At 35.3% G+C, this 13,020-nt stretch carries 8 protein-coding genes and 1 riboswitch; of the genes, 6 read left to right on the forward strand and 2 right to left on the reverse strand.

The genetic code is table 11. The annotated features are described in order from the left end of the window. Positions 1 to 54 precede the first annotated feature (54 nt). The gene (locus SB689_RS21325) at positions 55 to 861 is read right to left on the reverse strand and encodes a hypothetical protein (protein ID WP_410694103.1); all 807 of its coding nucleotides are present in this window, start codon (positions 859 to 861) and stop codon (positions 55 to 57) included. 325 nt (positions 862 to 1,186) lie between these two features. Further along, complete coding sequence (locus SB689_RS21330; protein WP_410694104.1) at positions 1,187 to 3,802, reverse strand: MGH1-like glycoside hydrolase domain-containing protein; 2,616 nt, start codon at positions 3,800 to 3,802, stop codon at positions 1,187 to 1,189. Positions 3,803 to 3,989: 187 nt separating this feature from the next. Continuing rightward, a riboswitch (SAM riboswitch) is annotated at positions 3,990 to 4,097 on the forward strand. A gap of 65 nt (positions 4,098 to 4,162) precedes the next feature. On the opposite strand from SB689_RS21330, the gene SB689_RS21335 reads away from it, so the two are divergent. The 6 genes from SB689_RS21335 to metF all read left to right on the forward strand — a co-directional run bounded on the left by SB689_RS21335 (position 4,163) and on the right by metF (position 12,874). After that, positions 4,163 to 5,101 carry an alpha/beta fold hydrolase gene (locus tag SB689_RS21335; RefSeq protein ID WP_410694105.1) on the forward strand — a complete coding sequence of 313 codons (939 nt, stop codon included), beginning with the start codon at positions 4,163 to 4,165 and terminating at the stop codon, positions 5,099 to 5,101. A gap of 3 nt (positions 5,102 to 5,104) precedes the next feature. Next, entirely contained in the window at positions 5,105 to 6,643 is a 1,539-nt protein-coding gene (locus SB689_RS21340; RefSeq protein WP_410694106.1) for an ACT domain-containing protein, read from the forward strand. Between the two features lie 100 nt (positions 6,644 to 6,743). Then, entirely contained in the window at positions 6,744 to 7,910 is a 1,167-nt protein-coding gene (locus SB689_RS21345; RefSeq protein WP_410694107.1) for an O-succinylhomoserine sulfhydrylase, read from the forward strand. A gap of 188 nt (positions 7,911 to 8,098) precedes the next feature. After that, the gene (locus SB689_RS21350; protein ID WP_410694108.1) at positions 8,099 to 9,109 is read left to right on the forward strand and encodes a homocysteine S-methyltransferase family protein; all 1,011 of its coding nucleotides are present in this window, start codon (positions 8,099 to 8,101) and stop codon (positions 9,107 to 9,109) included. Between the two features lie 63 nt (positions 9,110 to 9,172). Beyond that, the gene (gene metH, locus SB689_RS21355) at positions 9,173 to 11,833 is read left to right on the forward strand and encodes a methionine synthase (protein WP_410694109.1); all 2,661 of its coding nucleotides are present in this window, start codon (positions 9,173 to 9,175) and stop codon (positions 11,831 to 11,833) included. Positions 11,834 to 11,917: 84 nt separating this feature from the next. After that, positions 11,918 to 12,874: a methylenetetrahydrofolate reductase [NAD(P)H] gene (gene metF / locus SB689_RS21360; protein ID WP_123982691.1), complete on the forward strand. Its 957-nt coding sequence runs from the start codon at positions 11,918 to 11,920 to the stop codon at positions 12,872 to 12,874. Positions 12,875 to 13,020: the final 146 nt, after the last annotated feature.

Genomic DNA, 13,020 nt, shown 5'->3' on the forward strand with positions numbered 1-13,020 from the left:
AAATTAGTAAGTTTATAAACCGAAAATCCTCCTTAAAGATTTAAACCAAAATGTCTAAATTGGTTTGAAGACATACAGACAATTGTGAGCATCTAGATTTACATTGTAATTATTAAAAGTCAAAGTTTTTAAACTAGGTAAATTAGAAACATTTAGAGGATTACTAATTGTGTTTGTAGTATATTCTTTAAGAGTTATATTTTCTAATGCATTACACCCTTGAAGTAATAAATTATTTAAGTTAATATTTTCAATATAAAGAGATTTTAGCGAAGTGAAATTATTAAGGTTTATAGTTCCTATTGTAGGGCTGCTATCGCCATTCCCATAAAGCTTAACTTCCTGTAAAGTTGTGCATCCATTAAAATTAAGATTTGCTCCGTTTGAAGCAGATGTCTTTAAGGTTTTTAAAGCTGTGCAATTGGAAACATTTATATCATGATTAAGAGTACTTGTAAAGCCTATGGATAAGTCTGCTTTTTCTAAACTTGCCATATTAGATAAATCAATTGCACCAGAGTAATAATTTGTATTTCCTATTTGCAGTTTAAAGCTTTTTAAAGCAGAAAAACTTTTAATTCCGTCTATAGAGTTGATAGTAGTGTATGAAAGCCCCGTGTCACTTCCATAAAATATTATATTTAACTCACTTACTTGTAATGCCTCACTTTGTTGTATTTGTCCATCACCGTTAGCGTCAATTTTAAAATAATTTCCACTTAAATTTTTGGCAACAGTGTTACTCGCTGATGAAGAAAGAAGCCTTGTTTTAAAATTCACATCAGGAATACTGATGTTTTGCGCATTTATTCCCAAGCTGAGCATTAAGAAATAAAGCAGACAAAATAATTTTGTTTTCATAGATAATTTTATTGTGTGTTTTAAATTTTCGATATTTCTGAACTTTAAGCAATAAAGAAAATACGTTCCGATAACATTTTATCAGAAATAATAGCTTGTAAGTGATATTTTATTGAAGTAAAATTAAGATAGATAACAGATCGTTTTAAAGTCTGTTTATGGATTCCTAATAAGTATATTAGGAACACAGGTGAAGAATTTGTGTTCATTTATTTGTGTTTTTGTGATGCAAATATAAATAAATTATCAATATCTCGCGGCTCTATTATTTAGATATAAATCGATGAATGTGCATCAAAAAAGCCCCTTAAAAAGAGGCTTTAAATTATATTGTCATTCTAGGTTTCATGAGTTTTGCGACGGTGGCCGTCCATCCTGTTTGGTGTGATGCACCGACTCCGCGGCCATTATCTCCATGGAAATATTCAAAGAAGGTAATGTAATCTTTAAAGTTGACATCATAATTAAACTTAGCATTTCCGCCGTTAAAGGCTCGTTCTCCATTTTCATCTTTTAAGAAAATAGAACACAATCTTCCGCTGATATTTTGGGCAACTTCATCAAGATTTCTTTTGTCACCACTTCCGGTTGGTAGCTCTACTTTCAAGCTGTTTCCATAATAAAAATGAAAACGCTGTAAACTTTCAACGATCAAAAAGTTGATAGGAAACCAAATCGGACCTCTCCAGTTACTGTTTCCTCCAAACATTCTGCTATCGCTTTCTGCGGGAGTATAATAAACCATATTTTCTCTTCCATGAACAGAGAATACAAACGGGTTTTCTTCATATACTTTAGACATTGCACGGATTCCGTAAGAACTTAAAAATTCCTTTTCATCAAGCATTCTTGTCAATACTTTTGAGAGTCTGTTTTTACGAAGAATACTCATCAAATGCTTTCTCCCGTGTCCTTCCTCTTCCCAATGAGAAACCAATTTCGTAAGTTCAGGTTTATTTTTTAAAATCCATTCCATTCTTGTGGTGAAATTGGGCATTTTATCAAGCAAATGATGATCAATAACCTCTACCGCAAACAATGGAATTAATCCAACAATACTTCTCAAACGTAAAGAAACACTTTCGCCGTTTCCTAGCTGTAAAACATCATAGAAAAACCCGTCTTCTTCGTTCCACAAGCCTTCTTTGCCGTCTCCCATATTTTCCATGGCTTCAGCGATATAAAGATAATGTTCAAAGAATTTGATGGCCATATCTTCATAAACCTGATAATATTGAGCTAATTCCATTGCCATTCTCATCATATTCAGGGCATACATTGCCATCCAGCTCGTTCCATCGGCTTGTTCGAGATGTTGACCGTCTTTTAATTCCATATTTCGGTCAAAAGCACCAATATTATCAAGTCCTAAGAAACCTCCACCGAAAATATTATTCCCGCTTTTATCTTTTCTATTTACCCACCAAGTGAAGTTAAGAAGCAGTTTTTGAAAAACTTTTTCTAAGAATAAAAGATCCGGTTTCCCGTTTGTTTTTTCATCGATTTTAAAAACCCGGAAACAAGACCATGCATGAACAGGCGGATTTACATCACTTAAATTCCATTCATAGGCAGGAAGTTGACCGTTGGGATGCATGTACCATTCTTTGGTTAATAAAAGAAGTTGGTTTTTGGCAAATTCTGCATCAATGATGGCAAAAGGAACACAATGGAAAGCCAGATCCCAAGTTGCATACCAAGGATATTCCCACTTGTCGGGCATGGAAATGATGTCTTTGTTGTGCATGTGATTCCACTCCGTATTTCTTACATAATTGTTGAAATCTCTCGGAGCTTCAAAATTGGGATCACCTTTTAACCATTTTCCAACATTGTAATGATAAAACTGTTTGTTCCAAAGTAGGCCTGCGAAGGCTTGTCTTTGCACATTTTTTTCGTCCTCACTGCTTACATCATGCTGAATGTCGTTATAATATTCATCAGCTTCAGAAATTCTTGCATTAAAAATTTCATCAAAGTGATTAAATGGTTCATCTGTTTCATTCGGAGAAAGTCTGAAATCAAAGGTTTTTGATTCTCCCGCTCCAATCATTTCATCAATTAAAAAAGAAGCCTTTGTGCCCTGTTTTTCAGGGTTTACAGTGTTGCTTCCGTAGATAATATGATCATTAATTCCGTCTTTAAAATACGTATTTCCAGAATAAAGCGTTCCGTATAATTTAGGAGCATTCGTTTCATTTTCACAAAAAACACTGTTGGAATTATCCTTTCTCGAGTAGAATTTTTTAATAGAAATACTGTCGTGATTAATATCGATACAGTTTTCCGAAGAGGCATTCAACTGACCTTTGTAAACGTTGTAACCCCATTTCCAGTTATTTCTGAACCATACGGTCGGAGCAACCAATATCGGAGCCTCTTTCTGACTTCTGTTGGCTACCGTTACTCTTACTAAAATATCATTATGCTCAGCTTTACAATATTCAATGAAAATATCGAAGTACTCATCGTTATCAAAAATTCCGGTGTCAAAAAGCTCGTATTCGGGTTCTTTTTTGCTTCGTCTTCCGTTCTCGGCAATAATTTGGTCGTACGGAAATTCGTTAATAGGATATTTGTACACCATCTTCATATAGCTATGAGTAGGTGTGTTATCTAAGTAATAAAAGAGTTCTTTGATGTCTTCGCCATGATTTCCCTGATGATTGCTCAACCCGAAAAATCGCTCTTTTACCATTTTATCTTTTTTGTTCCAGAAAGAAAGGGCAAAACATAAAAGCTGCTTCGGATCCGAGATTCCGGCGATGCCTTCTTCTGCCCACCTGTAAGCATAACTTTCCGCTTTATCATGACTTGTAGATCCCCACGCATTACCGTCCGGACTGTAGTCTTCACGCACATTTCCCCATTGTCGGTTGCTTACATACGGTCCCCAGTTTTTCCAGTCTTTATCTTGTAGTCTTTGTTTTTCAACACTCATATTTCATCACTTTTCATTACGAAGGTAAGTTTTTTGAAAAATAATTCCAACATTTGGAATCTGAATAAAACGTAACATATCCCTGAAGCTCTTTTGTTTAAAGGCTTTTCGAGATTAAATTAAATTTTTATAAATTTTTAAAATAAAAGTTTTATCTTTGCAGCATTCGATCATTCACATATTGAAAATGTTATCAAGAAAGGTTGAGGGATAGACCCTGTGAAACCTTAGCAACCCTTTGCGCAAGCGAAGAAGGTGCTACGTTCTACCAAATATAATTTTGGACAGATAACTTACTGAAGTTCTTTCAGCCATTTCTAGTGGCATTTTCAAATTGTATTATCAAAAAGTATAATAGAATTGAAAACAGAACTAAACTATATTAATCTTTCGTATCAGACAAATTCCAAAAAGGAATACAATATCCCGTTGAGCTACCAGCTTTTCGGGAAAGACCTGTTTTCAGCACCTATCATTTTAGTTAATCATGCCTTAACCGGAAATTCAGATGTTTCTGGAGAAAAAGGATGGTGGAAAAAACTGATTGGTGAAAATCAGGTCATTGATACAAATAAATATACAGTTCTGTGCTTCAACATTCCCGGAAACGGCTATGATAATTTTTTAATTGATGAATATGAAGATTTCACGCCTTCAGATATTGGCAATATCTTTTTAAAAGGTCTTGAAAAACTTAATATAAAAAACTTGTACGCCATTATTGGAGGTTCTCTAGGAGGTGGAATCGGCTGGGAAATGTTGGTAAAAAATCAACAGATTGCCGAAATTTTTATTCCTATTGCCTGCGATTACAAAACTCATGATTGGCTTCATGCACAATGTCTGGTTCAGAAATTTTTATTAAATGGAAATGATAAACCACTGCAAAAAGCCAGAATTCATGCGATGTTGTGTTATAGAACACCACAATCTTTAAACGATAGATTTCAAAACAAATACAATCAGGAAAAACAGCTTTTAGAATCGGAAGATTGGCTTGTTTATCACGGAAATTCATTAAACGAAAGATTTAGTTTAAAATCTTATAAACTGATGAATCATTTATTAATGAACATTAATGCAGAAGAAACTCAACTGGAAAAAATCGGGGCGCGAATGCACATGATCTCCGTTGATACAGACTTATTCTTTCCTGCTTCTGAAATCCGAATGTGTTTTGAAAAGCTTAAAGAAAAAAAGGAAAATGTTTTCTATCACGAGATCAAATCAATTCATGGGCACGATGCCTTCTTAATGGAATACGAACAATTAAATAACATTATTAAAAATATTTTATAGACGATGAAAAATGCTAACGAAATAAAATTTTTAAAAAACAGATCAATCATCAAATTTGAAGGAGAAGATTTCTTAGGTGAAATCGGGATTGACGGAAGAATTTTTAAAGCGCTTACTTTAGCGAGAATCAGTGTTGGAGTAATTTCTCAACAGGCAATTGAAAACGGATTATCAATTTTGGTTCAGGAAGCTGATTCCGAAAAAGCGGTTAATTGTCTGATTGACGAATTTGAAGCAGAAAGAAAATCGGGAAAAGTTTCTCAGATTTACAGTATAAATAATGTTTCTGTAATAGGTTTTGTTGCAGAAGACTTAAATAAAGTGTTGGCAGAATTAGCTAGAAACAACGTTTTTCCATTGCTTTTAAATCAAGTAGGAAGCGAAAAACGTATCAATATTGTGGTAACTTCTTCGCAAGACGAAAAAGCAAAAAATATCATCGAATCTGAGACGTCTAAAAAACCAAAAACGGTTCATTTAGCAATTATCGGCCACGGAAATGTTGGAAAGACTTTGATAGAACAGGTTTTACAATCGTCAGAAGAAATCAGAAGACGTAAAAAAATCGATCTTAAGGTTGTAGCGGTTGCTAATTCAAGAAAAATTGCCTTCAACAAAACAGGATTTGATAGCAATTGGAGTGATGAGGTTTTAGCTGCAGAAAATCCATCAGATGTTCAGGAGTTAATTAAGTTTTCAAAAGAAAATCAACTGGAAAATCTTATCGTTGTTGATAACACAGCGAGCAAAGATTTTGTTCACAACTATCACGCATTGGCAGAAAATGGATTTGACTTGGTTTCTTCCAATAAAATTTTCAACACCCTTCCGATCGAAGAATACCGTAAACTAAGATATACGTTGAACAAAAATAACAGACGTTATTTATACGAAACCAATGTTGGTGCGGGTTTGCCGTTAATCGATACCATAAAACTTTTACACCTTTCAGGAGAAAATATCACAAGAATTAAAGGAGTATTCTCCGGAACATTGAGTTATGTTTTTAACAATTTTTCTTTAAGAGACGATAAGTTTTCAACAATCATCAATGAAGCCCTAGAAAAAGGATTTACAGAACCAGATCCAAGAGAAGATTTGTCAGGAAACGATGTTGCGAGAAAATTATTGATTTTGGCGAGAGAACTTGACTTAATTAATGAATTCGATGACATCAATGTTCAAAATTTGGTACCTGAAAATTTACTTTCCGTTTCAAAACCGGAATTCCTATCCAAATTGGATGAATTGGATGATGAATATCAAAAAATCAAAGAAAACCAAGAACCTGGTCACGTATTGAGATATGTTGGAGATTTGCATGGAGATTTACAAAAAGATAAAGGTGAATTAGATGTGAAATTAATTTCTGTTCCTGCGACTTCCGCATTAGGACAATTGAAAGGTTCAGATTCAATCTTTGAAATTTATACCGAGAGTTATGGTGAAAATCCAATCGTAATTATGGGAGCCGGAGCCGGAGCTCAGGTTACTGCGAGAGGTGTTTTCGGAGATATTTTAAGAGTAAGCGAAACTAAATAATCAGTGAACCCGAAGGGTTCAATATCAATAGCCGTAGGTGAAACCTATGTAACGAAATAATAACAAACAACCGTAAATAAAACCTACGGAAAATATAGAAATGGAAAACGAAAATTTTGAAACCTTCGCAATAAGAACGCAGACTGAAAGAACCCAGTTTGATGAACATTCTACACCGTTATATCTTACATCCAGCTTTATTTTTCAGGATGCAGAAGATATGAGAGCGAGTTTTGCAGAAGAAAAACCAAAGAATTTATACAGCCGATTTTCAAACCCTAATGTTACGGAATTCACAGATAAAATTGTGAAAATGGAAGGCGCAGAAGCAGGATATGCTTTCGCAACGGGAATGGCAGCGATCTATTCAACATTTGCGACTTTGTTAAATGCTGGAGATCATATTGTAAGCTGTCAGTCGGTTTTCGGATCTACACACACATTGTTCACAAAATATTTCCCGAAATGGAATATTGAAACAACCTATTTCAAAGCTGAAGATGCCGAAAACGTAGAAAAATATATTCAACCAAATACCAAGATCTTATATCTTGAGACTCCTACAAATCCTGCAATTGAAGTATTAGATTTGGAATTTTTTGGGAAAATAGCGAAAAAACATAATCTTATTTTTATTGTAGATAATTGTTTTGCAACGCCTTATCTTCAACAGCCTATTAAATATGGTGCAGATGTTGTTGTTCATTCAGCAACGAAATTGATTGACGGTCAAGGTCGCGTTTTAGGTGGAGTAGCGGTTGGTAGAGAAGATTTTATTCGTGAGATTTATCTTTTTGCAAGAAATACGGGGCCTGCAATGTCACCTTTCAACGCTTGGGTTTTGTCAAAGAGTTTAGAAACGTTGGCAATCCGTGTTGAGAAACATTGTGAAAACGCGTTGAAAGTAGCTGAGTTCTTGGAAAGTCATCCGAATGTAGAATTGACAAAATATCCTTTCCTGCCTTCTCATCCAAGTTATGAAGTGGCAAAAAAACAGATGAAGCTGGGAGGAAATATCGTTGCATTCGAGATCAAAGGCGGAATTGATGGCGGAAGAAACTTTTTAGATAAAATAAAAATGTGTTCACTTTCTGCAAATCTTGGTGATACCAGAACAATTGTTACGCATCCGGCTTCTACCACGCACTCGAAGCTATCAGATGAAGAAAGAAATGAAGTAGGAATTACGGCTGGTTTGGTTCGTTGTTCAGTAGGTCTGGAAAATGTAGACGATATCATCGCAGATCTGAAACAGGCATTGGATTAATTATTTGGGCAGCTGTATCCGCCTTCCGCTCCCAATCTTTTTTTTCCATCGCTTTTGCCAGATAAAAAAGGATTTCCGCTCAAGTCGGGCTGCAAAAGAACCCGAAGGGTTCAACAACAATAGCCATAGGTGAAACCTGTGGAAAAATATCAATCAAAGGATTAATTCACCAATGAAAAATAAATAAAATGAAAAATTCAGAACAACTATATAAAGCATTATCCGAAAGAATTCTTGTTTTAGACGGAGCGATGGGAACAATGCTTCAGCGATACAAATTCGAGGAAGAAGACTACCGTGGAGAAAGGTTTAAGAATTATGAACACCCTGTAAAAGGAAATAATGATCTACTTTCATTAACACAACCTAACGCGATCGAGGAAGTTCACAAAAAATACTTGGAAGCTGGGGCAGACATAATTGAAACCAATACTTTCTCAGGAACAACCATTGCTATGGCAGATTACCACATGGAAGATCTGGTATACGAACTGAATTATGAGTCCGCAAAAATCGCAAGAAAAGCTTGTGATGAATATACCGCTCAAAATCCTGGTAAACCAAGATTTGTAGCAGGTTCAATCGGGCCAACGAACAGAACGGCAAGTTTAAGTCCTGATGTAAACGATCCAGGATACAGAGCAATCACTTTTGATGAATTGAGAATTGCTTACAAACAACAATCTGAAGCTTTATTAGACGGAGGTTCAGATATTTTATTGGTAGAAACTATTTTCGATACTTTGAATGCAAAAGCAGCTCTTTTCGCTATCGATGAAATTAGTGAAGAAAGAGGAATTAAAATTCCAATCATGGTGTCGGGAACCATTACCGATGCATCAGGAAGAACGTTGAGCGGACAAACCGCAGAAGCTTTCTTGATCTCAGTTTCACATTTAAATTTATTGAGTGTTGGTTTCAATTGTGCTTTGGGAGCCAATCAATTGACGCCTTATTTGGAAACATTGGCGCATAATTCAGATTTCTTTGTTTCAGCTTATCCCAATGCAGGTCTTCCCAACGCTTTCGGAAAATATGATGAGACGCCAGAATTTATGGCAGAACAAATCAGAGAATATGTAGAAAAAGGACTCATCAATATCATCGGAGGTTGCTGTGGTACAACACCAGATCATATCAAAGCGATCGCAGATTTGGTTGATAAATATGAGCCAAGAAAAGTGAGAGAAATTGTATAAATTTTTCAACATTTATTGCTTAGGATTAACGCTACTAATTTATTTTAGAAGAATACACAATTAATGAAATATTTAAGATTATCGGGGCTTGAGCCTCTTATTATAACGCCGGAAAGTAATTTCATCAATGTTGGTGAAAGGACGAATGTTGCCGGTTCCAAAAAGTTTTTGAGATTAATTAAAGAAGAGAAATTTTCTGAAGCTTTGGATATTGCCCGTCACCAGGTTGAAGGCGGTGCACAGATCCTTGACGTCAATTTTGATGACGGATTAATCGATGGAAAAGCATCCATGATAAAATTCCTGAACTTAGTAGGTTCAGAACCGGATATTTCCAGAATTCCGATCATGATAGACTCCTCAAAATGGGAGATCTTAGAAGCCGGATTACAGGTGGTTCAGGGGAAATCTGTAGTGAATTCCATCAGTTTAAAAGGTGGTAAAGAGGAATTTGTCAAACAGGCTAAAGCCATCAAAAGATACGGTGCAGCGGTTATTGTCATGGCTTTTGATGAAGACGGACAAGCTGATACCTATGATCGTAGAGTTGAAATCACAAAAAGATCTTATGATATTTTAGTTGATGAGGTGAAGTTTCCCGCAGAGGATATTATTTTTGATTTAAATATTTTCCCTGTTGCAACGGGAATGGATGAGCATAGAAGAAATGCAATCGACTTCATCGAAGCAACAAGATGGGTTCGCCAAAATCTTCCGTATGCATCGGTAAGTGGAGGAGTGAGTAATGTTTCGTTTTCTTTCCGTGGAAATGATACGGTGAGAGAAGCGATGCACTCGGTTTTCCTTTACCATGCGATTCAGGCGGGAATGAATATTGGAATTGTAAACCCTGCGATGTTGGAGGTTTATGATGAAATTAATAAAGAATTATTAGGTCTTGTAGAAGATGTAATTCTCGATAAAAGAGAGGATGCAACGGAAAGACTTCTTGATTATTCTGAAAAGAATAAATCTGTCAAAAAAGAAGTTGTTGAAGAACTGGAATGGCGTACCAGACCTTTACAGGAAAGAATTACGCATTCTTTGGTAAAAGGAATCGATCGTTTTATTGAAGAAGATGTGGAAGAAGCAAGGCTACAATCTGCTAAACCTTTACATGTTATTGAAGTTAATTTAATGACAGGAATGGGCGTAGTCGGTGATTTATTCGGAAGCGGAAAAATGTTCCTGCCGCAAGTTGTAAAATCGGCGAGGGTAATGAAAAAGGCGGTTGCTTATTTACAGCCGTTTATTGAAGCTGAAAAGGATGGTGAAAGACCTGCCAACGGGAAAATTTTAATGGCAACAGTAAAAGGTGACGTTCATGATATTGGTAAAAATATTGTGAGCGTTGTGTTGGGTTGTAACAATTATGAGATCGTAGATCTTGGAGTAATGGTTCCGGCCGAGAAAATTATTCAGGCTGCGATTGAACATAACGTTGATGTTATCGGTCTTAGTGGTTTGATAACACCAAGTTTAGATGAAATGGTGTATATCGCATCAGAATTGGAACGTCAGAATCTTAATTTTCCTTTATTGATCGGTGGTGCAACGACTTCAAAAGCACATACTGCCGTAAAAATAGATTTAAAATATAAAAATGCAGTAGTTCACGTAAACGATGCTTCCAGAGCGGTAAACGTGGTGAGTTCTTTATTGGGAGACAGAAATAAAGAATATGTTAGCGATTTAAAGAATGACTATTCGGATTTCCGTGAAAAGTTTCTGAATAGGCAGATTGATAAAGAATATGTTTCCATTGAAGATGCAAGAAAAGATAAATTTAAAATTGATTGGGAAAATGAAGAGATTTTCACACCGAATAATTTAGGAATACAGGTTTTCGAAGGTCAAGATTTAAATGAATTGGTTCCGTTTATCGACTGGTCACCGTTTTTCAGAAGCTGGGATCTTCACGGGAAATACCCGAATATTTTTGATGATGAGGTCGTAGGAGAGCAGGCTAAAGAATTATTTAAAGATGCTCAGGTTATTTTAAAGAAAATCTTAGATGAAAAAGCATTGACAGCTAAAGCTATTTTCGGAATATTCAAAGCAAATTCAACTGAAGATGATGATATTTTAATTTTTGATGAAAATGATCACCAGCAATCGAAATTCATCACATTAAGACAGCAGCTTCAAAAATCTAAAGGCAAAGAATATTTAGCATTAAGCGATTTTATTGCTCCTCAAAGTTCAGGAAAAACTGATTATGTGGGAGCTTTCTGTGTGACCACAGGTTTTGGAACTGATGAATTGTCAGATGAGTATGAAAAAGCCAATGACGATTATAATGCAATCATGGTAAAAGCTTTGGCTGACCGTTTTGCAGAAGCTTATGCCGAATTTTTACATAAAAAAGTAAGAACAGAATATTGGGGATATGCCAATCAGGAAAATTTAAGCAATGATGACTTAATTGCTGAAAAATATAAAGGAGTTCGTCCCGCACCAGGTTATCCGGCTTGTCCAGATCATTTGGAAAAACATGCCATTTGGGATCTTTTAAAAGTAGAAGAAAATATTGGAGTTTATCTTACAGAAAGTTTAGCAATGTTCCCAACAGCTGCAGTTTCTGGATATTATTTCGGAAGTCCACATGCAAAATATTTTGGGCTCGGAAAGATTACAGAAGATCAGTTGAAAGACTATTCTAAGAGGAAAGGAATTTCTTTACAGGAAGCAAGGAAATGGTTGTCACCTAATTTAGCGGATTAATAAAAATAGTTAATGGTTGATAGTTGTTTGTTGCTCGTTTAAAACAATCAACGAGTAACAATCAACACTCAACAAAAATATAAAATGAAGATTACAGAACACATAAAAAATGCAAACGGAAAAACTTTGTTCTCCTTAGAAGTTGTTCCGCCTCAGAAAGGAATCGGGATTGAAGATTTGTATAGAAACATAGACCCTTTGATGGAGTTTAAACCTCCTTTTATTGATGTAACGACTTCTCGTGAAGAATATATTTACATTGATAAAGGCAACGGTTTGATGGAACGTAAAATTACCAGAATGCGTCCCGGAACGTTGGGGATTTGTTCGGCAATTCAGCATAAATATAATGTAGATACCGTTCCACATTTGCTTTGTGGAGGATTTACAAAAGAAGAAACAGAATATCTTTTGGTAGACTGTATGTATCTTGGAATTGATAATGTAATGGCGCTTCGTGGCGATGCTATGAAAGGTCATCAATATTTTGAGCCAACAAAAGGAGGTCACGAAAGTGCGATGGATTTGGTTCATCAAATCAATGATTTAGGAAGAGGGAAATATCTTCATGACGAGCAGGCTTGTGAAGAAAACAACAAATTTTGCATTGGAGTAGCGGGTTATCCCGAAAAGCATATGGAAGCACCTTCCATGAATTACGATTTAAAATGGCTGAAACAAAAAGTAGATGCCGGAGCAGATTATATCGTGACCCAAATGTTTTTTGATAATAAAAGATTTATCGAGTTTGTGACAAAAGCTAGAGAAATGGGAATTACAGTTCCAATTATCCCCGGAATTAAGCCGATTGCAACAAAAAGACATTTAAAGTTATTGCCACAGGTTTTCAAAATCGATTTGCCGGAAGATTTAATTAATGCAGTGGAAAGTGCTAAAAACAATGAAGCCGTAAAACAAATCGGAGTAGAATGGGCAATCAATCAATGCAAAGAACTTCTTGATTTTGGGGTTCCTGTTTTACACTTTTACTCAATGGGGAAAAGTGACAATATTAAAAAAGTAGCTGGAGAGCTATTCTAAAGTAAAAATGATATTTGATTTTTTTTAAGCCTTGCTTTTTAGCAGGGCTTTTATATTTAAAAATTATTGATTTATTTAATGATTAAGGAATATAAATAACTTATAAGTATGAATTGCCGTAGAATTAATATGTTAAAATATATTTT

The organism is Chryseobacterium sp. SIMBA_038 (assembly GCF_046535115.1).
Classification (GTDB): domain Bacteria; phylum Bacteroidota; class Bacteroidia; order Flavobacteriales; family Weeksellaceae; genus Chryseobacterium.

Bases quoted from the DNA above. Each gene is read 5' to 3' on its own strand.
- SB689_RS21345 (WP_410694107.1), top strand. From the start codon at position 6,744: ATGGAAAACGAAAATTTTGAAACCTTCGCAATAAGAACGCAGACTGAA.
- SB689_RS21330 (WP_410694104.1), bottom strand. From the start codon at position 3,802: ATGAGTGTTGAAAAACAAAGACTACAAGATAAAGACTGGAAAAACTGG.
- metH (WP_410694109.1), top strand. From the start codon at position 9,173: ATGAAATATTTAAGATTATCGGGGCTTGAGCCTCTTATTATAACGCCG.
- SB689_RS21350 (WP_410694108.1), top strand. From the start codon at position 8,099: ATGAAAAATTCAGAACAACTATATAAAGCATTATCCGAAAGAATTCTT.
- SB689_RS21340 (WP_410694106.1), top strand. From the start codon at position 5,105: ATGAAAAATGCTAACGAAATAAAATTTTTAAAAAACAGATCAATCATC.
- SB689_RS21325 (WP_410694103.1), bottom strand. From the start codon at position 861: ATGAAAACAAAATTATTTTGTCTGCTTTATTTCTTAATGCTCAGCTTG.
- metF (WP_123982691.1), top strand. From the start codon at position 11,918: ATGAAGATTACAGAACACATAAAAAATGCAAACGGAAAAACTTTGTTC.